Raw genomic sequence first — 23,546 nt, 5'->3', positions numbered from 1 at the left:
GGTGCGATAGCCGACATCCGTCGCGCGTTCCGTTGACACCACCGGCACCCCGGAGGTGGACTCGACCCATGTCCAGCGAGCTGCGGCTGACGATCCGCGGCCACATCGACTTCGGTCGCGTGTGGTCGAGTTCCTGTCTGGCCTGACCCGGCACCCACACCCGGACCCGACGCGCCCCATCGGCCCGTCGAGGTGGGGCTCACCGCCGAGCCGACCGCCGCACCCTCCCCGACACCGCACCGGCCCGCGCCCCACGCCCGGCCGGGTGTCGGCGTACCCGATCGCCTGCCTGGACAGGAGAATCCGTCATGCCCGTCCGCCCGCTGCGGACCCTCGCCGTCGCCGCCGTGCTCGCCCTCGCCGCCGGCTGCGCCACCGCCACCGCCCCGGCCGTCGAGGCCGCCGGGCAACCCCGCCCCGGCGGCGCGCTCACCTGGGCCGTCGAGACCGAACCGATCACCCTCAACCCGCACCAGTACAGCCAGGCCAAGGCCCGCCTGCTGGTCTGGAACAGCTTCGAGTCGCTGCTCACCTACGACACGCGGGGCGCGCTGGTGCCCTGGCTGGCGACCGGCTGGCAGACCACACCCGACGGCCTGACCTACACCCTCCCGCTGCGCGCCGGAGTGACGTTCACCGACGGCACCCCGTTCGACGCCGCCGCCGTCAAGGCCAACCTCGACAAGCTCCGCGAACCCGGGTACGCCCCCGCCGTCGCCGCCGTGCAACTGCGCCACCTCAAGGCCGTCGAGGTCGTCGACCCGCACACCGTACGACTCACCCTGACCGCCCCCGACGTGCTCATCCTCGACTTCCTCGCCTCCCCGCAGGGCGCCCAGGTGTCCCCGAGATCGCTGCGGGAAGCCAGGAACCTCAAGGCCGGCGGCGTCGACGTCGTCGGCACCGGACCGTTCGTGCTCGACCGCTACGTCCCCGGCCGGGAACTGCACTACCGGCGCAACCCCGGCTACGACTGGGCCCCGCCCACCGCCACCCACACCGGCCCGGCCCACCTCGACGAGATCACCTACCGGTTCCTCAAGGAATCCGCCGTCCGGGTCGGCGCCCTCACCGCCAACCAGGTGCAGCTCATCGAGGGCGTGCCCGCCACCGACCAGCCGCTGATCACCGGCAACCCCCGCCTGCGGCTGACCCGCGCGCTGAACTCCGGCTCCGCCTACGCCTACTACCTCAACGTCTCCCACGCCCCCTTCGACGACCTGCGGGTCCGGCAGGCGTTCCGGGAGGCGGTCGACGTCGACACCGTGCTGGCCTCGGTCTACCGGGACACCGCGACCCGGGCGTGGAGCGTGGTCAGCCCGTCCAGCCCGCTCTACGACAAGCGGCTGGAGGGCAGCTACGGCGGTGACTCCGCCACGGCGAACCGCCTGCTCGACCAGGCCGGTTGGACCACCCGCGACGCCGACGGCTACCGCACCCGCGACGGCCGGCGGCTCACCGTACGGCTGGTGCAGGCCGCCCCGTACGTGCGGGACCGCCGTGACGTGCTCGCCCAGGCCGTGCAGGCGGCGGTGAAACAGAACGCCGGTATCGACCTGAAGGTCTCCGTGGTCGACCAGGGCACCGCCCAGCAGGCGTTCGACCGCAACGAGTACGAGGTCTTCGACAACTCCCGCGCCGACACCGACGCCGCGGCGGCGTTGAACCTGCTGCTGCACTCCGGAGGCGGCATCAACCGCACCCGGGTCGCCGACCCGCAACTGGACCGGCTCCTGGAGGCCGGGCAGGCCGCCACCGACCCCGCCCGACGCGCCGACAGCTACGCCCAGCTGCAACAGCGGGTCGTGGCCACCCAGGCGCTCGCGCTGCCGCTCTACGCCCCGGCCGACCAGATCGCCGCCAGCACCGCCGTCGGCGGCGTACGTTTCGAGCCCACCGCCGGGGTGCCGGCCAGCGCGTACGACCTGTGGATCGCACGATGATCCTGCTGCGGGCGGCGGCCCGTCGGGTCGCAGCCGGACTCGTCGTGTTGTGGGCCGCCGCCACCGCCGCCTACCTGGCGCTGCTGGCCGCGCCCGGGAACACCGTGGACAGCATCGTGGGCGACGGCGCGGACACCCCGCAGATCCGGGCCCAGATCATCACCGAGTGGGGCCTGGACCGGCCGCCGGTCGTGCAGTACCTCGACTACCTGCGGCGGTTGGCCGGCGGTGACCTGGGCCGCTCCTACCTGCTGCAACGCCCGGTCGCCGAGGTCATCGGCGAGCAGCTCGCCCCCACCGCGACGCTCGCCGTCGCCGCCGCCGGCCTCGGGGTGCTGCTGGCCGTGGTGGCGGCGGTCGGCACCGCCGGCCGTCGCCGGCGCTGGCCGCGCCGGGTCAGCTCCGCAGCCGAGCTGCTGCTGGTCTCCACCCCGCCGTTCCTGATCGGCATCGTGCTGCTCAGCGTGCTGTCCTTCCGGTACGGGCTGTTCCCCGTCGCCGGCGACCAGGGGCCCACCGCCCTGGTGCTGCCGGCGGTCACCCTCGCCCTGCCCATCGCCGGCCTGCTCGCCCAGGTGCTCCGCGACGGCCTGGACCGGGCGCTGGACGAGCCGTTCGTACTGACCGCCCGCGCCCGGGGCACACGGGAACGGACGGTGCTGCTGCGCCACGCCCTGCGGCACGCCCTGCTGCCGGCGGTCACCCTCGCCGGCTGGCTGTTCGGCATCCTGCTCGGCGGCGCGGTCATCGTCGAGCAGGTGTTCGGCCGACCCGGCCTCGGTCAGGTCACCCTGAGCGCGGTGACCAGCAAGGACATGCCGGTGGTGCTGGCCGTGGTGACGCTCTCCGCCGCCGTCTACGTAGTGGTCAACACCGCCGCCGACCTGACCTACCTGCTCGTCGACCCGCGCCTGCGAAGGAGCTGACGATGACCGTCACCCTGGGGCCCACGGCCACCGCCGTCGCGGCGGTCCCGCTCGCCACCGACCCGCCCGCCCCGGCCCGCCGCCGGTCCCGGCCACGACCCGGCCTGCTCGTCGCCGGGGCGTACCTCGTCCTGCTGGTCGTCGCGGCGGTCCTCCCGGCGCTGCCGGCCCCCGGCGACCCGCTCGCCGCCGACCCGCGCGCCGTGCTCGCCGCACCCGACGCGGCACACTGGTTCGGCACCGACCAACTCGGTCGGGACGTGTGGACCCGGGTCGTGCACGGCGCGGGGCACTCGCTGACCATCGGCCTCGCCGCGACCGCGATCGCGGTCACCGGCGGGGTGCTGCTCGGGCTGCTCGCCGGGCTTACCCACCGGTTCGCCGACGAGGCGCTCAGCCGGTCCTTCGACGCGCTGTCGGCGTTCCCCCTGCTGCTGCTGGCGTTGCTGTTCATCACGGTCGCCGGTCCCGGCACCGCCAGCCTGGTCGTCGCCATCGGCATCGCCACCCTCCCGCACCACGCCCGGGTGGTACGCGGGCAGACCCTGCTGGTCCGCCGGGCCGGCTACGTCGAACAGGCGGTCAGCTTCGGCCTGTCCCGGCCCCGACTGGTGCTGCGGCACGTGCTGCCCAACGTGGTCGGCCCGGTGCCGGTCCTCGCCGTGATCGGGCTCGGCGAGGCGGTGCTGGCCGCCGCCGGGCTCAGCTTCCTCGGCCTCGGGCCGCAACCGCCGTCACCGGAGTGGGGCGCGATGCTCTCCGAGGGGCGCAACTACCTCCAGGTGGCCTGGTGGATGACGGTGCTGCCCGGTGCGGCGGTCACCGCGACGGTGGTCGCGCTGACCGTCGTCGGCCGGCACTGGCAGGCCCGCTTCGACGGGCGGCGTCCCTGATGGGCCCGCTGCTCGCCGTCGAGGACCTGCACGTCACCTTCGACACCCCCACCGGCCCGGTGGCGGCGGTGAGGGGCGTCGGCTTCACCGTCGGGGCCGGCGAGTGCGTCGCGATCGTCGGGGAGTCCGGATCGGGCAAGAGCGTCACCGCCCGTGCCCTGGTCGGCCTGGCGGGCGTCGACGCCCGGGTCCGCGCCGGCCGGCTCGACCTCGCCGGCCGGGACGTGCGGGGCTACCGGCCACGGGACTGGCGACGGGTGCGGGGCCGGCTCGCCGGGCTGGTGGTGCAGGACGCCCTGGTCTCCCTCGACCCGCTACGCACCGTCGGCGCGGAGATCGGCGAGGTGCTCGCCGCGCACGACATCGTCGGCCGACGGGAACGCGGCGGCCGGGTCACCCACCTGCTCGACCAGGTGCACGTGCCCGAACCGGGACGGCGGGCCCGGCAGTATCCGCACCAGCTCTCCGGCGGCCTGCGGCAACGGGCGCTGATCGCCTCCGCGATCGCCGGGGAACCCGCCCTGCTCGTCGCCGACGAGCCGACCACCGCGCTGGACGTCACCGTGCAGGCGCAGATCCTGCGGCTGCTCGCCGAACGCCGGGCCACCGGGGTCGGGCTGCTGCTGATCAGTCACGACCTGGCGGTGGTCGCCCAGGTGGCCGACCGGGTCCTGGTGATGCGGGACGGCCGGATCGTCGAAGAGGGGCCGACCGGCCGGCTGTTGCAGGCGCCCCGGCACCCGTACACCCGGCAGTTGCTCGCCGCGGTGCCGTCGGCCTCGTCGCGCGGACGTCGACTCGGCGAACCGGCCCGGTTGCGCGACGGCTGCGCGGTGCCGGTGCTGGGGCGGACCCCGCTGCCGGCGCGGCCCGCCGTGCGGGCGGACGACACCGTGCTCGACGCGGCCGGCCTGACCCGACGCTACGGCCCGCACACCGTCGTCCGGGACGTCTCGTTCAGCGTGGCCCGGGGCGAGACGCTGGGGCTGGTGGGGGAGTCCGGCTCCGGCAAGAGCACGGTCGCCCGGCTCGTCGCCGGCCTGCTCGCCCCCGATGCCGGCACCGTCACCTTCGAGTCGACCCGGTGGTCCGGGGTGCCGGAGCGGACCCGCCGCCCGCTGCGCCGCCGGTTGCAGGTGATCTCCCAGGACCCGCTGGGCTCCTTCGACCCCCGGTACACCGTCGGCCGGCTGGTCGCCGAGAACCTCGATCCGGGACCGGAGCGCACCGACCGGGTGGTCGCCCTGCTGCGCCGGGTGGGCCTCGGCCCGGACCTGCTCGACCGGCACCCCCGGTCGCTGTCCGGCGGGCAACGGCAACGGGTCGCCATCGCCCGTGCCGTCGCCCCCCGACCCAGCCTGATCATCTGCGACGAGCCGGTCTCCGCCCTCGACGTCTCCGTCCAGGCCCAGGTCCTCGACCTGCTGGCCGACCTGCGGGCCGCCGACGGCACCGCCCTGCTGTTCATCTCCCACGACCTGGGCGTGGTGCACCACCTCGCCGACCGGGTGCTGGTGCTGCACGACGGCGCGGTGGTCGAGCAGGGCCCGGTCGGCGACGTCTTCAGCTACCCCCGGCACGCCCACACCCGGTCCCTGCTCGACGCGCTGCCCACGCTGGTCACCGCCGGCTGACCGAGGAGGAGAACCCATGCCCGATCCGACCCTGCACCTGGCCGTCGCCCTCGACGGCCTCGGCTGGCATCCCGCCGCCTGGCGACTGTCCCACGCCGACCCGGCGGCACCGCTGTTCCCCCGCTGGTGGGCCGCCCTGGTCGGCCAGGCCGAACAGGCCGCCCTGGACCTGGTCACCATCGAGGACTCGCTGGACCTCCAGTCGTCCCTGCCCGACGGGCCGGACGGCCGGGTCGACCAGGTCCGGGGCCGGCTCGACGCGCTGCTGGTCGCCGCCCGGGTCGCCCCGCTGACCCGGCACATCGGCCTGGTCCCGACCACCAGCGTCACCCACACCGAGCCGTTCCACGTCTCGACCGCGGTGGCCACCCTCGACCACGTCAGCGGCGGCCGGGCCGGCTGGCGACCCCGGATCTCCGCCCGCCGCGCCGAGGCCGGGCACTTCGGCCGCCGGGACCTGCCCCCGCCGGACCCGACCCGACCGGCCGAACCGCAGCGGGCACGACTCGTCGGTGACCTGTTCGCCGAGGCCGCCGACGCCGTCGAGGTGGTCCGCCGACTCTGGGACAGCTGGCAGGACGACGCGGAGATCCGGGACGCCTCCACCGGGCGGTTCGTCGACCGGGACCGGCTGCACTACACCGACTTCACCGGCCGGTGGTTCTCGGTCAAGGGACCGTCGATCGTGCCCCGGCCACCCCAGGGGCAGCCGGTGGTCGCCGTGCTGGCCCACGCGACGGTGCCGTACGAGTTCGCCGCCCGGCACGCCGACGTCGTCTTCGTCACCCCCACCGACACCGGGCACGCCGAAGCCGTCGTCACCGAGGTCCGGGCCGTCGAGGAGACCGTCGGCCGGGGTGGACCGCCCCTGCGGGTCCTCGCCGACCTGGAGGTGCTGGTCGACGACACCCCGGAGGCGGCCCGGCGGCGACGGGACCGGCTGGACGAACTGCACGGGACGGGGCACACCTCCGACGCGGCCACCTTCACCGGCAGCCCCGCGCAACTCGTCGACCTGCTCGCCGCGTGGCAACGGGCCGGTGTGGACGGGTTCCGGCTGCGCCCCGCCGTGCTGCCCGACGACCTGACCAGGATCACCCGGTCGGTGGTGCCCGCGCTGCGGGACCGGGGCCTGTTCCGCGCCGGCTACCCCGGTGGCACGCTACGCGGCCTGCTCGGCCTGCCCCGGCCGGCCAACCGGTACGCCGTCGCGGGCCCCCGCTGACCCCCCGGGAGAACCCCATGCCCAAGCAGATCATCCTGGCCGCGCACTTCCCCGGCGTGAACAACACCACCGTGTGGAGCGATCCGGCCTCCGGCAGCCACATCGACTTCGCCTCCTTCGTCCACCTGGCCCGCACCGCCGAACGCGGCCGGTTCGACTTCCTCTTCCTGGCCGAGGGGCTGCGGTTGCGGGAACAGCGCGGCCGGATCCACGACCTGGACGTGGTGGGCCGGCCGGACACCCTCACCGTGCTGGCCGCGCTCGCCGCCGTCACCACCCACCTGGGGCTGGCCGGCACCCTGAACACCACCTTCCGGGAGCCGTACGAACTGGCCCGGCAGTTGGCCACCCTGGACCACCTCAGCGGCGGTCGGGCCGCCTGGAACGTGGTGACCACCTCCGACGCGTTCACCGGGGAGAACTTCCGCCGGGGCGGCTACCTCGACCGGTCGCTGCGCTACGAGCGGGCCGCCGAGTTCGTCCGGGTCGCCCGGCGGTTGTGGGAGTCGTGGCCGGCGGACGCGATCGTCGGTGACCGTGCCGACGGCCGGTACGTCCGCGGGGCCGACCCGGGGGCCTTCGCCCACCACGGCGGGCAGTTCGACATCGCCGGGCACTTCACCGTGCCCCGCAGCCCGCAACTGCACCCGGTGATCCTCCAGGCCGGTGACTCGCCCGACGGCCGGGAGTTCGCCGCGTCCAGCGCCGACGCGATCTTCTCCCGGCACGGCACCCTGGAGGCCGGTCGGGAGTTCTACCGGGACGTGAAGGCCCGGCTGGCCCGGCACGGCCGTGCCCCCGACGACCTGAAGATCATCCCGGGGGTGACCTTCGTGCTCGGCGACACCGACGCCGAGGCGCAGGAACGCGCCCACCACATCCGCCGCCAGCAGGTCAGCCCGCAGACCGCGATCCTGCTGCTGGAGCAGCTGTGGAACCGGGACCTGTCCGGGTACGACCCGGAGGGCCCGCTGCCGGCCGAGGACCCCGACGTCTCCGCCGAGGCGATCAGCCGGGGCCGGGCCGGCATGTACCCGGACCCGGTCGGCACCGCCCGGCAGTGGCGGGCCCTGGCGCAGGAGAAGGGCCTCGGCATCCGCGACCTGATCATCGAGGTCACCGGCCGGCAGTCCTTCATCGGCACCCCGCAGCGGGTCGCCGAGCGGATGAACCACTTCGTGCAGTCCGCCGCCGCCGACGGGTTCATCCTGGTGCCGCACCTGACCCCGGGCGGGCTCGACGAGTTCGTCGACCGGGTCGTCCCGCTGCTCCAGGACCGTGGCGTGTTCCGCACCGAGTACACCGGCACCACCCTGCGGGAACATCTCGGCCTGCGGGCCGCCCGGGCGGTCACCCCGGTCGGTGCGGCATGACCACCCCGCAGGCGTCGACGCCGGTCACCGTCTGCCGGCTACGCCCGGACGACCCGGACGCGGTGACCCTGCGGGCGGCGATGACCGGGGAACTGCGCCAGCGCTACGCCGACCGCCCGTACGACCCGATCCACCTGCCCCCGGCCCGGGTGTTCCCGCCGGGTTCGGTGGCCTGGACGGGGGTGGCCTACACCGCCGACGCCACCCCGGTCGGGCACGCCGCGCTGCGCTGGCACGGCTGCGACCTGGAACTCAAACGGATGTACGTGGCGCCCACCCACCGGGGGCGGGGCGTCGCCGACCAGCTCCTGGACGCCGCCCGGGAGGCGGCCGGGCAGCTCGGCGCGGGTCGGATCGTGCTCCAGACCGGTGACCGGCAGCCCGACGCGGTCCGCCGCTACGAACGCGCCGGCTACCGGCCGATCGCGGTCTTCCCGCCGTACGACACGTTGCCCTACTCCCGCTGCTTCGCGCTGGTGATCCAGCCCGGCACCCGGCGGAAGACCCCGGTCCCGGCATGAAGGTCCTGCTGGTCACCCTGATCACCCACCTGCCCGACCCGGTCACCGGGCGACGGCGGAGCACCACCGAACGGTTCCGGGAGGTGGTCGACACCGCCGTGCTCGCCGAGGAACTCGGCTTCGACGGCTTCGGCGTCGGCGAACGCCACGAACGCCCGTTCATCTCCTCCGCGCCGCCGGTGGTGCTCAGCCACATCGCGGCCCGGACCCGTACCATCCGGCTGTTCACCGCGGTCACCACGCTGAGCCTGCTCGACCCGGTCCGCGCCTACGAGGACTACGCCACCCTCGACCACCTCTCCGACGGCCGGCTGGAACTGATCATCGGCAAGGGCAACGGTGCCGCCCAGGCCCGGCTCTTCGGCGTCACCGCCGAGGACCAGTGGGACCGCAGCCGGGAGGGCTACGAGCTGTTCCGCCGGCTCTGGCGGGAGGACCGGGTCACCTGGTCGGGCCGGTACCGACCGGCGTTGACCGAGGCCGAGGCCTGGCCCCGCCCGTTGCAGGAGACCATCCGGATCTGGCACGGCAGCGCCACCAGCCGGGAATCGGTCGACCTGGCCGCCCGCCACGGCGACCCGATCTTCTCCGCCAACGTCGTCAATCCGATCGAGCCGTACGCGGAGCTGGTCCGGTACTACCGGCAACGGTGGGTGCACCACGGCCACGATCCGGCGGACGCCCTCGTCGGGGCCGGCACCGCCGGCTTCTACGCCGCCCGCACCTCGCAGGAGGCGGTCGAGACGTACCGGCCGATCTTCGACGCCCGGGTCGCCGCGTCCCGCCAGCTCGGCGTGGAGCCGGTCTTCCCCACCATCGAGGACGCCGTGGCCCGCAGCTCCCTACTGGTGGGCAGCCCGCAGCAGATCGTCGACAAGGTGCTGCGCCAGCACGGGCAGCTCGGCCACGAGGTGATGCACCTGCGGGCCGACCAGGACGGCCTGACCGCCGAGGCCCACCGGCGGAGCCTGGAGCTGTTCCAGGCCGAGGTGGCGCCGGTGCTGCGCCGGGAGATCCCCAGCCGTCCCTTCCGTCCGCCGGCGTCCGCCGCCGCGCCGCTCTGAGCAGAAACGGGGTCACCCATGCCATCGACCGCGCTGTCCGTGCTCGACCTGTCCCCGGTGCCCGCCGGTGGCACCGTCGCCGACGCGCTGCGGCACACCGTCGACCTGGCCCGCCGGGTCGAGCAGTTCGGCTACCGCCGCTACTGGGTGGCCGAACACCACCTGGCCGCCGGGGTGGCCAGCTCCGCGCCGGCCGTGCTGATCGGGCAGGTCGCCGCGGCCACCAGCGTGCTGCGGGTCGGCTCCGGCGCGCTGCTGGTGGGCCACCGCACCGCCCTGTCGGTGGTGGAGGAGTTCGGCACCCTCGCCACCCTCCACCCGGGCCGCATCGACCTCGGCATCGGCCGGTCCGGACCACCCCGCGCGGACGCCGCCCGGGAACCCGCCGCACCCGCCGCACCGCCGGCCGGGGCCCGGGTGGTCGACGGGCTGCTGATCCCCGCCCCGTTCTCCTACGCCCACCTCGCCGCCGCCCCCCGGTACGCCCTCGCCACCGCGCTGCTGCACCAGGCCGGCGCGCGACCACCCGGGTTCGCCGGGCAGCTCGACGACATCCTCGCGCTGCTGCGCGGCGACTACCGGGACGCCGACGGCCTCGACGCGCACGCCGTGCCGGGGGAGGGGGCGGACCTGCAGGTGTGGCTGCTGGGCAGCAGCGGCGGGGAGAGCGCCCGGCTCGCCGGGGCACGGGGCCTGCCGTTCGCCGCCAACTACCACGTCAGCCCCGCGACGGTGCTCGACGCGGTCACCGCGTACCGGGCGGCGTTCCGGCCGTCGGCGACGCTGGCGAAGCCGTACCTGGTGGTCTCCGCCGACGTGGTGGTCGCCGACACCGACGCCGAGGCGCGTCGGCTGGCCAGCCCGTACGGGCACTGGGTACGCAGCATCCGCAGCGGCGCGGGCGCGATCCCGTACCCGAGCCCCGGGCAGGCCGCCGCCCTGCCGTGGACCGACGCCGACCGGGAACTCGTCGCCGACCGGCTGGAAACCCGGTTCGTCGGCGCGCCGGAGACGGTGGCCGAGCGGCTGCGCACCCTGCGGGACGTCACCGACGCCGACGAACTGCTGGTCACCACGATCACCCACGACCACGCCGACCGGGTGCGGTCCTACCAGCTGCTGGCCAAGGAGTGGGCCCAGTCCGGCGACGCCGGCCGGGCCGGCTAGCGCGACGGCCCGGCACCCCGGCCCGGGGCGGGGACCACGGATCGGGGGTGTCCGGGTCGGGGTGTCGTGTCAGGCCATCGTGCTCAGTAGCCCGACCTCCGGGCTCAGGGCGCCGTCCTGGCCCAACGACCGGAAGTCGGCCTCGACGGCGGCCCGCTCCAGCCGGCCCGCCCGCACCGCGTGGTAGCGCACGACCGACCAGAGGAAGACGTCGAGGGTGTCGAAGCGGGTGCCGCCCTCGACGACCTCCTCCTCGTGGAACCAGAGGCCGACCTGCCCGGTGACGAGGACCACGTGCAGGTTGCCGCCACCGTCGGCGCCGATCGAGTAGACGTCGTCGTCGGTGAGCGTCGGCCGGTAGTCGGCGTCGAGGAGCTGGCAGTCGTTCCCGGCGAAGTCGAAGCCGTAGGACCAGTCGTGGATGTCGAGGAACTGGGGCATCCGCCCGGACCGGACGCGGCGGTCGAACGCCGCCAACGCCGAGGCGGCCGGGGGCGGCAGCCGGTCGAGCAGCGGCGTCACCGGCCGGGTCGAGGCGGGCACGATGACCGGTGGACGGTCGGCGAACCAGCGGGCGAGATCGGCGTCGAGGTCACGTTCGACGTAGCCGGTCAGCTCGTCAGGGGTGAGGGTCACCGGCGGATGCTAACCGCCGCCCCCGACAGGCCCGCCGCGCCGGTCGGCGGGGGACCCGCCGGCAGGCGTCGGTTTCGTCCACCGCTGCGGCTTTCACCGAGGTCGGGCTATATTGACGCAAGTCACTTACTGCTCTGGAGGTGCCCGACGTGAGAGTCCGTTCGATGGTGGCGGCAGCGGTTGCGGCGGGGCTCGCGGCCACCGGCGTCGGCACCGCGACGCTCGCCGGGGCCGCGCCGGCCGGCCCGGCCCCGGCCGCCACGACCCTGGCCCTCGGCGACTTCGACTTCACCCGTCCGCAGGTCGTGGCCACCGGCCTGACCGTCCCCTGGGGGATGGACTTCCTGCCCGACGGCAGCGCCCTGACGGCGCTGCGCAACTCCGGCCAGGTGCTGCGGGTCCGCCCCGGGCAGGCCCCGGAGCAGGTGGCCCAGATCTCCGGCGTGACCGCGACCGGCGAGGGCGGCCTGCTCGGCCTCGCGGTCTCCCCGGGGTACGCCCAGGACGGCTACGTCTACGTCTACCTCAGCACCGCCACCGACAACCGGATCGTCCGCTTCCGGCTCACCGCGCCGCAGACCCAGGAGCCGGTCCTCACCGGCCTGGCCCGGTCCACCATCCACAACGGCGGCCGGATCGCCTTCGGCCCGGACGGGATGCTCTACGCCGGCGTCGGTGACGCGGGGCAGACCGCCAACGCGCAGAACCCGCAGAGCCGCAACGGCAAGATCCTCCGGATGCGGCCGGACGGGTCCGCGCCGTCGGACAACCCGACGGCCGGCTCCCTGGTCTACAGCCTCGGGCACCGCAACGTACAGGGCCTGACCTGGGACGCCCAGGGTCGGCTCTACGCCGCCGAGTTCGGGCAGAACACCTGGGACGAGGTCAACCTCATCGTGCCCGGCGGCAACTACGGCTGGCCCACGGTCGAGGGGCGGGCCAACGACCCCCGGTTCCGGGACCCGCTGCTGGTCTGGACGACCGCGGAGGCGTCCCCGAGCGGCGCGGCGGTCGCCGGCAACCGGCTCTTCGTCGCCGCCCTGCGCGGCACCCGGCTGTGGACCGTGCCGCTCACCGGCACCGGCGGGGTCGGCACCCCGACGGCCGAGCTGACCGGCGCGTACGGCCGCCTGCGCACCGTCGAGTACGGGCCGGACGGCTGGCTCTGGGTCACCACCAGCAACCGGGACGGGCGTGGCACCCCGGCGGCGACCGACGACCGCATCCTGCGTTTCCCGCCGAGGGACACCACCCCCTCGCCGACGACCCCGCCGCCCACCACCACGCCTCCGCCCACCACCACGCCGCCGACCACGCCTCCGCCCACCACCCTGCCGCCCGTCTCGTGCCGGGTCGTCTGGCAGCCCAACCAGTGGAGCGGTGGGTTCACCGCCGAGGTGTCGATCACCAACCTGGGGTTCCCGGTCACCAGTTGGACGTTGACCTGGTCCTTCGCCGCCGACCAGCGGATCACCAACGCCTGGAACGCGCAGGTCACCCAGTCCGGCGCCGCCGTGACCGCCCGTAACGCCGCGTGGAACGGCAGCGTGCCGCAGAGCGGCACGGTCAGCTTCGGCGTCCAGGGCACCTCCGGCGCGAGCAACCCGCGTCCGGCCGCGTTCCAGTTCAACGGGGGTACCTGCCTGGTCCAGTGATCCGCGACGGGGCCGGTCCGGGGCACCCCGGGCCGGCCGCCGTCCGCCGCGCCGCCCGGGCCCGTCCGGGCAACGCGGTCGCGTCGTCGCCGCCGACGGGAACACACCGGCGTCGGTCGAACCGGGGCAATGTGCCGGTTTCGCCGACGCCGGCCCTCGTTCCGGTGGAGCCTGCGAGAGACGCGATCGCGCACGGTACGGCGGAACGGGGTGATCTTGAATCGAAGGTTCGTCGGGCTGCTGCTGGTGACCGGCCTGGTGCCGATGATCGAGGCCACCGTGCTGGTCGCCCTCGGATTCCGGGCCGCCGAGGGCATCCCCCCGCAGGTCACCGCCCTCTGGCCGTACGACACCTACCACGACCTGCGGTGGCTCTACGTCTACCACCGGTCGTGGTGGGAGTTCGTGCTCTGGCTGACCTACGTGCTGGTCGCCCGGGGCCTGTTCACCACCGGCCTGGTGCTGCTGGCCTGGCCGGCCGGGGTGCCCCGGCCGTCGCTGGGGTGGCTGCTGCGCCGCAACGTCGTGCTCGGCGTGCTGGTCGGCGGGTTCGTCGCGCCCTGGGCGGCGATCTCGGTGGCGGCGTCGGTGGTCGCCCTGTCCTGGGTGCTGCTGGCGTCGCTGCTGCCGATGTTCCTGCTCGCACCGTTCCTGCAACGGGTGGCCGTGGTGGAGCACTGGTGGCGGGGGCTGCCGTCGATCTCGCTGGTCGGCTGGTCACTGCTGAACTTCGTGGTGCTGACCGTGGCCGGCGCGCTGTGCTGGGTGGTGCCCGGCTGGTGGACGGTGCCGGTGGCCGGCGTGGCGGGGGCCCTCAACGGGGTGCTGTGGAACCGGACCGTGCGGGCGGCGCTGCTGCCCTCGCGGGTGCGCTGGGCCCGGGTGCCGGTGACCCCGCTGGCGGCGCTGCTGGCCGTCGCCGTGCCGCTGGTCATCCCGCCGGTGACCGACCTGGTCCCGGGCAACGAACAGTGGATCAGGACGGCGGTGCTGGAACGACCGCTGCCCGCCGCGGTCACCCACGCGGTGATCGTGCTCACCGGCTACGGCTCGGACTACGACGGTGAGCAGCCGTCCGACCCCCGGGTGCAGCGCTTCTCCTACCGGGGGCTCGACCCCGCCGGGAAGCCGCTGGCGTACCGGTCGGCGGACACCACCCGGTCGATGGCGGACAGCGTGGCCCTGCTCGCCCGGCAGGTGGAGCTGCTGCACCGGCGCACCGGACGGCAGGTGGCGTTGATCGGGGAGAGCGAGGGGGCGATGGTGGCCCGCACCTATCTCGCCCGGCAACGCGACCCGGCGGTCGACATCCTCGTCATGTTCAGCCCGTTGATCTACGCCGGCCGGGCCTACTACCCGCCCCCGCACCACGACGAGGGGTGGGGGGTGGTCACCGGCTGGCAACTGCGGGCCATCTTCGGTCTCGCCGACGTCGGCGGCGGCCCGGACGAGCCGTTCATCCGGTCGCTGCTCGACGACGCGCCGTTCTACCGCAACCAGCTGATGTGTCCCGTGCCGGGGGTCCGGATCGTCGCCTTCCTGCCCACCGCGACGGCGACCGAGGCACCGCCGGGGGAGTACAGCCGGATCCCGGTCTTCCAGATCCCCGGGGTGCACGGGGGTCTGCTGGACCGCAGGCTGCTCCAGGACCGGTTGATGGACTTCCTGCTCGGCAAGCCGATCGCCCACACCCGGGCCGAGTACCCGCTGTTGCAGAGCTTCGCCGCCGCCTGGCAGGCGCCGCCGCTGCCGATCGCGGCGAACCCGGCCTGGGCGGGCAACCGGCAACCCGACCCGGCGTTCACCGGGAAGGTCTGCCTGCCGGCCCGCTGAGTGTCCGGCCGCCGCCGTCACCCCCCGAGCAGTTGGACGACGACCAGCACGGCGACCAGGTCCGGGCCGCGCAGCACCTGACGGACCAGGTCGACGGGCACCATCGCGAACGGGGTGTTGACCATCGCCCCGCCGTACCGCATGGGTGGGCGGGTGCCGCCCCAGAAGGCGGCCGTCACGACCCCGAGCAGCAGCACCGCGTCGAGCGGGACGGGGACCGGCCGCAGCGCCGGCAGGGTGGCCAGGTACCACACGGTGGCACCGACACCCGGCACGACGAGGTGCGTCAGCCGCAGCAGGGTGTCGTTGCCGCCGAGGGACCGCCGCAGGCCCGCCGACCGGCTCACCGCGCGCAGCCCGCCGGTGAGCCGACCCGTCGACAGGTACGCCAGGACCAGGTGCGCGGGACCCGCGATCGACGGCAGCGCCACCGCGACGGCGTACATGGTCAGCAGCGCCCCGGCCCAGCCGACGAGGGCGCCCCGACGGCGCGACAACCGGCGTACCTCCGCCTGGAGCAGCACCGCGAACCGGCCGCCGGCCCGGAAAGGTCGGCCGCGTACCAGGCCGACCGCGCGCCACCGGCGGCTCTCCACCAGCGCGGCGAGCAGCGACGGGTCCAGCAGCACGGCGGCGGTGGTGGCGGCGTTGGCGAACTGCGCCCCGGTGGTCAGCGCCGCCCGGTCCACCCGGGGCAGCCGCCGGTACGCGCTGGCGGTCGACGCCAGCGCGACCGGCAGCAGCACCAGGCCGACGACGGGGGTGAGCGGCACCGGCGGCAGCGGGAGGGACCATCCGGTGGCGTGCCCGAGCACCACCAGCACCGCGATCGTCGCTCCGGCGGCGGACAGGCCGACGCCGAGCCGTCCCGCCCAGCGGGGCGTGGGGGCCACGCCCTGGGCGATGACGGCCCATGCGGTCGCGGCGGCCCCGCAGGTGAGGCCGGCCAGCGCCGCCCAGGCCAGGTCGACGGGGCGGTCGCGGCCACCGGCGACGGCGGCGGCCACCGCCAGCACACCGGCGCCGACGGTGCCGCCGCCGACCAGGCCGCCGAACCGGGGGAGCAGCCACGCCCGGCGGTCCACCGGGGAGCTGACCAGCCAGGCCTGGGCCGCCGGGGTGACCAGCAGCGGCCCGGTCAGCCGCAGGCCCCACCAGACGAGCCCGGCCCCCGCCGTCACGGCGGCCACGGCGATCCAGTACCTGTCACCCGGGTCGGTCCGGGCGACCTGCGGGGCCGCCAGGTGATCGCGGACCGCGGCGACGGCGAACCAGCCGTACAGGGCGACGAACAGGACCACGACGTAGGCGTCGGTGAGCACCTCGCCCAGCGAACCGGGATGGTGCCGGCGGCGGGCGTGGCGTAGCCGGGCCCGCAGCTGCCGGGGCGTGGGCCCGGCGACCGCCGGCGGGAAGGTCCTGGTCGATGTCACCTCAACCGCCGATCGCGATCCGCCGGTCGGCGACCGTGTCGATCAGTTCGGTGTCGTGCGAGGCCATCAGCACCGCCGTGCCGGCCGCCTTCTCCCGCAGCAGCCGCTGCGCCAGCCAGGCCCGGCCCCGGACGTCCAGGCGCTGCTCCGGCTCGTCGAGGACGAGCAGCCGGCGCGGGCGCACGAAGCAGGAGGCGAGGGCGAGGCGGCGGCGCTGCCCGCTGGACAGCGTCGCCGGAAGCTGGTCGCGGGCCGGTTCGAGACCCAGTTCGGCGAGCACCTCCGCGACGGGATCGGCCGTACCGCCGTGGGCGTAGGCGAGCAGTTCGAGGTGCTCGACGACGGACAGGTCGGGGAAGAAGTCGATGTCGTCGAGGGCGGCGGCGACCGCCGCCCGGACCCGGGGGTCGGTCTCGTCGCAGCGCCGGCCGTCGAGCAGGACCTCGCCCTCGTCCGGGCGGTCCGCCCCGACGACGCAGCGCAGCAGGGTGGTCTTGCCGGAGCCGTTGGGCCCGACGACGACGGCTATCTGACCTGCGTCGAGCTGGAAGCGCACCTCGTCGAGGACGACCAGCGCGCCGAACCGGCGGGTCAACCCGCGTACGGCAAGTGTGCTCACAACCGCCCACTGTCGCACGCGGGCCGGCACCCCCGCCGACCCGGCCCGCCGTAGCGGTCAGCCCTTCACCGCGCCGATCAGGACGCCCTTGATGAAGTGCCGCTGGATGAACGGGTACACCGCGACGATCGGGGCGACGGTGAGCACCACCACCGCCATCTTGATCGCCTCGGTCGGTGGCATGGACACCCCGGTGGTGCCGCCCGAGGTGTGCGGGGCCTGACCGGCCAGCAGGTAGCTCTGTAGTACCCGCTGGATCGGGTACATGTCGTTGCGGTCGATGAACAGCAGCGCGTCGAACCAGACGTTCCAGTAGCTCACCGCGTAGAACAGCCCCACCACGGCGATGACCGCCCGGGACAACGGCAGCACGATCCGCAGCAGGGTACGGAAGTGGCTGGCCCCGTCGACCCGGGCGCTGTCCAGCAGCTCCTGCGGGATGCCCTGGAAGAAGCCCCGCACCACGACCAGGTTGAACACGCTGATCGCCGGCGGCAGGATCAGCGCCCAGATGGTGTCCTTGAGGCCCAGCCCGGTCACCACCAGGTACTTCGGCACCAGCGGCGGGTAGACCAGGAACGGGATCAGGAAGTAGATCAACAGCCAGCGGTAGCCGACCGAACGGGGCTGGGACAGCCCGTACGCGGCCAGCACCGTCACGGTCAGCGCCAGCGCGCTGCCGATGACGGTGACCAGCGTGCTGATCCACAGGGCCCGGGTGACCGCCCCACCGGCGAAGATCGTCTCGTAGGCCGCGGTGTCGATGCCCCGGGGGACGACCACGAGGCCGCCGGCCTCGGCGAGGGTCTCCCGGGAGGACAGGCTGGTCACCAGGATCACCCAGAGCGGGAAGAGTACGCTGAGCACGAGCAGGGCCAGGAAGACGGCCTTGAGTCCCTGGCCGATCCGGGTCGGTGGCTCCTCCCAGACCGGCCGGCGGTCGCGCCCCGCGCGGGCCCTCGGTGCGACGGTCGTGGTCATTTCGAGTAGATCCCCCGTTCGCCGAGCAGGTGGGCGACCCGATTGGCGGCCAGGATCAGGCCGAGCCCGATCGCCGCCTTGAACAGGCCGGCCGCCGCGCCGTAGCCGTAGTTCCCGGTGGCGATGGAGAAGTGGTAGACGAACGTGTCGAGCACCTCGGCGGCCTGCCGACCCACCGCGTCGCGTTGCAGCAGGAACTGTTCGAAGCCGACCGAGAGCGCGTCGCCCAGCCGCAGGATGAGCAGCAGCACGATTACCGGGCGCAGGCCGGGCAGGGTGATGTGCCACAGCCGCCGCCACCGGCCCGCCCCGTCGGCCGCCGCCGCCTCGTAGAGGCTGGGGTCGATGGTGGACAGCGCGGCGAGGAAGACGATGGTGCCCCAGCCGACGTCCTTCCAGACCGCCTCGGCGGTGACCAGGATGATGAAGGTGTCCGGGTTGGTCATCACGTTCCACGGCTGCATGCCGGCCTCGCGCATGGTCTGCGCGAGCAGGCCGGCGCCGCCGAGCATGGCGACGAAGAAGCTGACCACCAGCACCCAGCTGAAGAAGTGCGGCAGGTAGACGACGGTCTGCACGAAGCCGCGCCACCGGCGGGAGAGCAGGTTGTGCAGCATGATCGCCAGGAAGATCGGCAGCGGGAAGAAGAAGACCAGCTGGAACGCGGTGATCGCCAGGGTGTTGCGCAACGCCTCCCAGAAGGCCGAGTCCTCGAACAGAAGCTGGAACTGCCCGAAGCCGATCCAGTTGCTGCGGGCGAACGCCTGCAACGGGTTGTCGCCCAGGTAGGGGTTGTAGTCCTGGAAGGCGATGACGTTGCCCAGGATCGGCAGGTAGCTGAAGACCAGCAGGACGAGGAAGCCGGGCGTCACCATGACCAGCAGTTGCCAGTCCCGGGCGAGCCGGGTGCCCAGCGGCACCCGGCGGCGGGCGGGGCGGCGCCCGCGTCCCGCCCGGGTGGGCCCGTCGGGCCGGGTCCGGTCGGACCCGGCCGCGACGGTGGTGTCGCGAGTGGTCATCGCCCGGCCTTGGGCAGGGACTTGGCGAGCAGTTCCCGCGCTTCCTCGCCCCCGTTGGCCTTCCACTCCTGCACGATGGCATCGACGTCGGAGAGCGGCCGGCGGCCGCGCAGGAGGTCGGTGAACTTGTCCTCGGTGGGCACCTGGTTGGCCTTGTACGCGGCCGGCATCTCCAGCTTCACCCCGTCCCAGGGGTCCTTCTCCAGGAACTTCACCATGGCGTTGGAGTAGTTCAGGAGGTCCGGCACGTAGTTCGGGGTCTCCGGGTACGGGCCGATGGTGGGGTTGCGCCCACTGATGAAGAAGTACTGGTTGGCGATCTCCTTGAACGCCAGGTCGGTCTTGACCGGCCCGTTCGGCGTGCTGGTGTGGTGCTTGCCCGCCACCCCGTAGTCACGCAGCTGCGCCTCCTGCGAACCCAGCGGCGCGGAGCACCAGTTCATGATCCGCAGCAGCTCCTCGACCCGCTCCTTGCCCAGCCCCTTCTTGACGAAGGTGAAGGAGATCGGCTCGTCGTCGCCCCAGACCAAGGGGTCGCCGCCGGTGGCCGAGAAGACCGGCACCGGCTGGATGTTCAGCTTGGGGTTGACCTTCTGGTGCTCGGCCTGGGCGCCCTGCCAGAAGCCCACGCCGTTGCGGGTGAAGACGATCGCGCCGTTCTTGGCGAACAGTTGGACGTTGTCCGCGCCCTTGCTGGCGACGATCTCCGGGTGGACCAGACCGTCCTTGTAGATCTTGGCCATCACCTCCAGCGCCTGCCGGTACTCCGGGGTCTCGTACTTGAACTCCGGGGTCCCGTCGGCCTTCAGCCGCCAGCCCTGCTTGGAGGCCGGCACCTTGTGGTACATCTGGATCATCTCGAAGACGTTGTCGAACGCCCACACCTTCTTGGCCGGGTCGGTGACCTGCTTGGCCACGGTGAGCAGGTCGTCGAGCGACGCCGGCACCGCCAGCCCGCGCGCGTCGAGCAGGTCCTTGCGGGTGAACAACGCCCAGGGGAACGGCCCGTCGGTCGGGTTGGGCACGGCCATCAGCCGCTCGTTCCACAGCGAGTTGCGCCAGGCGCCGGTGGGGAACGAGGCCAGCATCGGGTACGCGTTGGCCGCGTCGCCCTTGAGGTAGTCGGTGAGGTCCTCGAAGAGCACCTTGATCGCCTCGGAGAAGCGCGGGATCTTCTGCACCTCCCAACCCGGCACGCAGAGCAGCTCCGGCACGTCCCGCGCGCCGAGCATCGCGTTGAGCTTGTCGGCGTAGGTGTTGCCGTCCTGGATGGTGAAGTTCACCGGCGTACCCAGCTCCGCGTTGACCGCCTGGAGGTAGGCGTTCTGCGCGACCCCGGGCGGGGCCGGACCCCAGGCCGGGGTCATCGCGGTGATCTCCTTGCCGCTGGTGCCGGGCCGCTCGGTGATCGCGTCGACCAGCGCGGACGGGTACTTCGTGTAGCCGTCGGGCACCGGTCGGGTGCCGATGATGTCGGGCTTGATGCTCTGGGCGAGGTCCTTCTGCGTCGGCAGCAGGTTGGCGTACGAGTCCAGGTTCTGCGCGGCGCCGGAGCCGGCCGGCTTCTCGGAGCACCCGGCGAGCAGGGGGCCGCCGGCGATGGCGGCCGTGCCGAGGCCGACCAGGCCGAGGAAGTGGCGGCGCGAGGCTGTCGAGCCGGGTTGCTGGGGTGTCATCGGTCCCCCCTTGGAAAGGGCTGGTGGTGGATTCGCAGGTGGAAGTGGAGCTAGTTGGTCTGGATGTTAAACAAACTAATGGACGGCGGGAGATTCCGACAAGAGGCATCGACGCCCGCCGTGCCGGCCGACGACGGACCACCCGTGCCCGGCGACCGTCGCGCCGGACCGCCCCGGGCACACCGTGCGGGCCCCGTACCTGCTGCGTAGGCTGCCCGGATGAGCGCACCGTCCCGCATCCTGGTCTACGGGGTGTACGGCGCGGGCAAGTCCACACTCGCCGCGCAGCTGGCCGACCGGCTGGGCCTGCCCTGGCACCCCGTCGACGACCTGCTGTGGCTGCCCGGCTGGGTCGAGGTGCCGGTGACCGAGCAACGCCACCGGATCACGCAGATCTGCCAGGGCGAGCGGTGGATCATCGACGGGGCCTACCACGGCTGGCGGGACGTGCCGCTGGCCCGCGCCGACCTGGTCGTCGCCCTGGACTACCCGCGCTGGCGATCCTTCGGCCGGCTGCTGCGCCGTACCCTCCGCCGGCTGGTGACCGGCGAGGAGATCTGCAACGGCAACCGGGAGACGCTGGGCAGCGTGCTGTCCCGGGACTCGATCCTGGTCTGGCACGTCGGCGCGTACGGCCGGGCCCGCCGCCGGATGCGGGCCTGGCAGGCCGACCCCACCGGACCGCCCGTGCTGCGCTTCGACTCCCCGGCGGAACTGGACCGCTGGGTGGGCGGCCTGCCCCGGCGGTGAGCGCGGCCCACCCCGCGCCCGGCCGGGGTCAGCGCTGCGGCGCGGGGCCGTTGTCGACGAACCGGAACACCGTCGTCAGCGGGGCGTCGCCCAACTCCTCCAGGATCAGCCCGCGTCGGCTGGAGTACTGGAGGTAGGCGGAGTTGTTGCTGATGGCGTAGGTCCGCTGGCCGCCGTCCGTGCCGTCGACCACGATCGAGAACAGCTGCCGTGGCTCCGACGGCGCGCACGGGGCCGCCACCACGGTCAGCGGATCGGAACCCGACGAGCGGACCTGCCAGCAGGCCAGGTCACCGTCGGCGTCCGGTTCGGCGGTGCGGACCAGGTAACCGCCGGACCCCTGGGGCACGAAGACGAACAGCGACCGGCCCTCGTCGCCGTCGACCTCGCCGAGCCGACCGTCGTCGAGCAGGGACACCGCGCCCTCCGCCGCCGTGGACCGGACCAGGGCGAACCGGCGCTGCCCGAGCCGCAACGGATCGGCGGACACCGAACCCTGCGGCGTACCCGATGTGGCGCCCGTCGTGCCGGGCGTCGGTCCGCCGGTGGCCGGGGTACGCGGAGTCGGCCCGGTGGACGGGGTCGCCGTGGGCGGCGCCGACGTCGTGGCGGGCGGGCCGACGGGCACGGTGGCCTGCGGCGGCCCCGCCAGACGGGCCACGGCGAAACCGGCCCCCAGCGCCCCCAGCACGACGACCCCCACCGCGGCCGTCGCGACGTGCCGACGCCGACGCCTGCGGTCGCCCCGCCGACGGACCTCGGCGACCGCGGCGAGCCGACCGGTCTGCCCGGCGTGCCGGGCCAGCCCCCGCAGGGCGTCGTCGAGCATGTCGTCAGACCCCATGGCCCCTCCCCGCCGTCGTCTGCTGTCCGTCCCCGCTCAGGTACCCGGCCAGGCCCCGGCGGCCCCGGGCCAGCCGGGTCTTGACGGTGTTCGGATTCGCCCGGGTCTCCACGGCGATCTCGGCCACGCTGAGGCCGACCAGATGGTGCAGCACGATCGCCCGGCGCTGCTCGCTGGGGATGCGCCGCAACGCCTCGACCAGCACGACGTGATCGACCGAGACCGGTTCGACCTGCTGGGCGACCGCCTCCCGGCGGTGGGCCCGCACCCGGTTCACCGTCTTGCGCCAGGCGCTCACCGCGACCCGGTACGCCACCTTGCGTACCCACGCTTCGGGGTTGTCGCACTCCCGCACCGTCGACCAGCGGCCCCAGGCACGGGCGTACGCCTCGGCCACCGCGTCCTCGGCCTCGGTACGGCTGCCGACCATCGCGTACACCTGCCCCAGCACCCGCTGGGCCGACGAGGCGTAGAACGCGTCGAACTCCTCGGCGTCACGCATCGATCACGCTCTCCACCCACCCGGTCGCCTCTGGTCCCGTCCCACCCGGGGCGCGGCCCGCCCGGCCCTGCCCCGCCCGCCCCCTGTCGATCCCCGTTCCGGTCGGGTCGGTCGGAGCCGTGCCCCCGGCCGACCCGACCGGCCCACCGTCACCGGTCGGCCGGTGCCGGCCCGTTGTCGGTGAACCGGAAACTGCTCGTCGGCGGGGCGTCACCCAGCTCCTCGAGGATGAGGCCGGAGCGGGCGGAGGTCCGCAGGAACGCCCCGGCGTTGCTGATCAGGTACGACGGCGTGCTGCCGGCCGCCGCGAGGATCTCGAACTGCTGGCGCGCGTCGTCGGTCCGGCAGGTGGCGGCCTGCACCACCAACGGCTGGCTGTTGCCCGGATTATGCACCCGCCAGCACAACGGGCCGGCACTGGTCCGGGCGTACGCCTTGATCAGGTACTTCCCACCGCCCAGCGGGGTCGGCACGAACAGCTGCCGCCCCTGGTCGTCGTCGACCTCGGCCAGCCGCCCGGAGTCGGTCAGCGACAGGCCGCCCTCGAACGAACCGACCCGGACGATCGTGTACTGCCGGGTGCCGGTGAACCCGCGCGGGGCGGAACTCGTCTTCGGCGGGGTGGCGGACAGCCCCACCGCCACCGCCGCCGTCTTCCGCTGCGGCTCGTCCGGGGGCGCGTCGGCCCCGGGCCGCGACTGGGCACAGGCCGCCAGCGCGCCGGTCAGGGCCAGCAGCCCGACGCCCGCGAGCCATCGTTTCGTCGACATCGTTCGCTCCTTCTGGTGGGGGATCTCCGTCGACGTACCGGCCCGGTCGTCGCCGCCGGTACCCGACTCACCCCTCAGGACG

At 74.0% G+C, this 23,546-nt stretch carries 21 protein-coding genes and 1 pseudogene; 13 read left to right on the top strand and 9 right to left on the bottom strand.

The window, feature by feature from the left end; translation table 11 throughout:
• Nucleotides 1-308 precede the first annotated feature (308 nt).
• Genes FJK98_RS19435 through FJK98_RS19395 form a run of 9 tightly spaced genes read left to right on the top strand, consistent with a single transcriptional unit; the run spans nucleotide 309 to nucleotide 10,746 of the window.
• Entirely contained in the window at nucleotides 309-1,943 is a 1,635-nt protein-coding gene (locus FJK98_RS19435; RefSeq protein WP_145920288.1) for an ABC transporter substrate-binding protein, read from the top strand.
• Nucleotides 1,940-2,869: an ABC transporter permease gene (locus FJK98_RS19430; protein WP_145920287.1), complete on the top strand. Its 930-nt coding sequence runs from the start codon at nucleotides 1,940-1,942 to the stop codon at nucleotides 2,867-2,869. Before FJK98_RS19435 ends, FJK98_RS19430 begins: the two co-directional genes overlap by 4 nt.
• 2 nt (nucleotides 2,870-2,871) lie before the next feature.
• Nucleotides 2,872-3,762, top strand: a complete 891-nt coding sequence (locus FJK98_RS19425) for an ABC transporter permease (protein WP_145920286.1) — start codon at nucleotides 2,872-2,874, stop codon at nucleotides 3,760-3,762.
• Nucleotides 3,762-5,396: an ABC transporter ATP-binding protein gene (locus FJK98_RS19420; protein ID WP_145920285.1), complete on the top strand. Its 1,635-nt coding sequence runs from the start codon at nucleotides 3,762-3,764 to the stop codon at nucleotides 5,394-5,396. Before FJK98_RS19425 ends, FJK98_RS19420 begins: the two co-directional genes overlap by 1 nt.
• Nucleotides 5,397-5,412: 16 nt before the next feature.
• Nucleotides 5,413-6,621, top strand: a complete 1,209-nt coding sequence (locus tag FJK98_RS19415; RefSeq protein WP_145920284.1) for an LLM class flavin-dependent oxidoreductase — start codon at nucleotides 5,413-5,415, stop codon at nucleotides 6,619-6,621.
• 17 nt (nucleotides 6,622-6,638) lie between these two features.
• The gene (locus tag FJK98_RS19410; protein WP_145920283.1) at nucleotides 6,639-7,994 is read left to right on the top strand and encodes an NtaA/DmoA family FMN-dependent monooxygenase; all 1,356 of its coding nucleotides are present in this window, start codon (nucleotides 6,639-6,641) and stop codon (nucleotides 7,992-7,994) included.
• Entirely contained in the window at nucleotides 7,991-8,515 is a 525-nt protein-coding gene (locus tag FJK98_RS19405; protein WP_145920282.1) for a GNAT family N-acetyltransferase, read from the top strand. The genes FJK98_RS19410 and FJK98_RS19405 overlap by 4 nt, the downstream gene beginning before the upstream one ends.
• Nucleotides 8,512-9,579, top strand: coding sequence for an LLM class flavin-dependent oxidoreductase (locus tag FJK98_RS19400; protein WP_145920281.1), 1,068 nt, complete (start codon nucleotides 8,512-8,514; stop codon nucleotides 9,577-9,579). The genes FJK98_RS19405 and FJK98_RS19400 overlap by 4 nt, the downstream gene beginning before the upstream one ends.
• An 18-nt stretch (nucleotides 9,580-9,597) precedes the next feature.
• Nucleotides 9,598-10,746, top strand: a complete 1,149-nt coding sequence (locus FJK98_RS19395) for an LLM class flavin-dependent oxidoreductase (RefSeq protein ID WP_145920280.1) — start codon at nucleotides 9,598-9,600, stop codon at nucleotides 10,744-10,746.
• Nucleotides 10,747-10,815: 69 nt separating this feature from the next.
• Here the strand turns inward: FJK98_RS19395 and FJK98_RS19390 are convergent, their stop codons facing one another.
• A complete protein-coding gene (locus FJK98_RS19390) occupies nucleotides 10,816-11,382 on the bottom strand; it encodes a hypothetical protein (protein ID WP_145920279.1) in 567 nt (188 codons plus the stop codon).
• Nucleotides 11,383-11,546: 164 nt separating this feature from the next.
• Between FJK98_RS19390 and FJK98_RS19385 the strand changes: the two are divergent.
• The 3 genes and pseudogenes from FJK98_RS19385 to FJK98_RS19380 all read left to right on the top strand — a co-directional run.
• Nucleotides 11,547-12,614: pseudogene (locus FJK98_RS19385) on the top strand (sorbosone dehydrogenase family protein); the annotation flags it as partial.
• A 165-nt stretch (nucleotides 12,615-12,779) separates the two neighbouring features.
• A complete protein-coding gene (locus FJK98_RS34145; protein WP_240763021.1) occupies nucleotides 12,780-13,037 on the top strand; it encodes a cellulose binding domain-containing protein in 258 nt (85 codons plus the stop codon).
• Between the two features lie 129 nt (nucleotides 13,038-13,166).
• Nucleotides 13,167-14,870, top strand: a complete 1,704-nt coding sequence (locus tag FJK98_RS19380) for a hypothetical protein (RefSeq protein ID WP_145920278.1) — start codon at nucleotides 13,167-13,169, stop codon at nucleotides 14,868-14,870.
• Nucleotides 14,871-14,887: 17 nt separating this feature from the next.
• On the opposite strand, the gene FJK98_RS19375 is transcribed toward FJK98_RS19380, so the two are convergent.
• The 5 genes from FJK98_RS19375 to FJK98_RS19355 are packed head-to-tail and all read right to left on the bottom strand — an operon-like array spanning nucleotide 14,888 to nucleotide 20,598.
• Nucleotides 14,888-16,303 (bottom strand): DUF6297 family protein, encoded by a 1,416-nt coding sequence (locus FJK98_RS19375; RefSeq protein ID WP_145920277.1) that lies wholly within the window; start codon nucleotides 16,301-16,303, stop codon nucleotides 14,888-14,890.
• Nucleotide 16,304: 1 nt separating this feature from the next.
• A complete protein-coding gene (gene ccmA, locus FJK98_RS19370; protein WP_205789054.1) occupies nucleotides 16,305-16,922 on the bottom strand; it encodes a heme ABC exporter ATP-binding protein CcmA in 618 nt (205 codons plus the stop codon).
• Between the two features lie 57 nt (nucleotides 16,923-16,979).
• Entirely contained in the window at nucleotides 16,980-17,903 is a 924-nt protein-coding gene (locus tag FJK98_RS19365) for a carbohydrate ABC transporter permease (protein ID WP_145920276.1), read from the bottom strand.
• Complete coding sequence (locus FJK98_RS19360) at nucleotides 17,900-18,922, bottom strand: sugar ABC transporter permease (RefSeq protein WP_145920275.1); 1,023 nt, start codon at nucleotides 18,920-18,922, stop codon at nucleotides 17,900-17,902. Before FJK98_RS19360 ends, FJK98_RS19365 begins: the two co-directional genes overlap by 4 nt.
• Nucleotides 18,919-20,598, bottom strand: a complete 1,680-nt coding sequence (locus tag FJK98_RS19355; protein ID WP_145920274.1) for an extracellular solute-binding protein — start codon at nucleotides 20,596-20,598, stop codon at nucleotides 18,919-18,921. Before FJK98_RS19355 ends, FJK98_RS19360 begins: the two co-directional genes overlap by 4 nt.
• 219 nt (nucleotides 20,599-20,817) lie before the next feature.
• Here FJK98_RS19355 and FJK98_RS19350 point away from each other — a divergent pair, with 219 nt between their 5' ends.
• Complete coding sequence (locus FJK98_RS19350; protein WP_145920273.1) at nucleotides 20,818-21,348, top strand: adenylate kinase; 531 nt, start codon at nucleotides 20,818-20,820, stop codon at nucleotides 21,346-21,348.
• Nucleotides 21,349-21,376: 28 nt separating this feature from the next.
• Here FJK98_RS19350 and FJK98_RS19345 read toward each other — a convergent pair whose 3' ends face one another.
• The 3 genes from FJK98_RS19345 to FJK98_RS19335 all read right to left on the bottom strand — a co-directional run bounded on the left by FJK98_RS19345 (nucleotide 21,377) and on the right by FJK98_RS19335 (nucleotide 23,464).
• Entirely contained in the window at nucleotides 21,377-22,192 is an 816-nt protein-coding gene (locus FJK98_RS19345) for a hypothetical protein (RefSeq protein WP_145920272.1), read from the bottom strand.
• The gene (locus FJK98_RS19340; RefSeq protein ID WP_145920271.1) at nucleotides 22,182-22,694 is read right to left on the bottom strand and encodes a SigE family RNA polymerase sigma factor; all 513 of its coding nucleotides are present in this window, start codon (nucleotides 22,692-22,694) and stop codon (nucleotides 22,182-22,184) included. The genes FJK98_RS19345 and FJK98_RS19340 overlap by 11 nt, the downstream gene beginning before the upstream one ends.
• Before the next feature lie 149 nt (nucleotides 22,695-22,843).
• Nucleotides 22,844-23,464, bottom strand: coding sequence for a hypothetical protein (locus FJK98_RS19335; protein ID WP_145920270.1), 621 nt, complete (start codon nucleotides 23,462-23,464; stop codon nucleotides 22,844-22,846).
• Nucleotides 23,465-23,546: the final 82 nt, after the last annotated feature.

Source organism: Micromonospora sp. HM134, assembly GCF_007833915.1.
Lineage (GTDB): Bacteria > Actinomycetota > Actinomycetes > Mycobacteriales > Micromonosporaceae > Micromonospora > Micromonospora wenchangensis.
The sequence above is the reverse complement of the archived record's forward strand: the minus strand, read 5'-3'. Positions and strand labels throughout refer to the sequence as shown.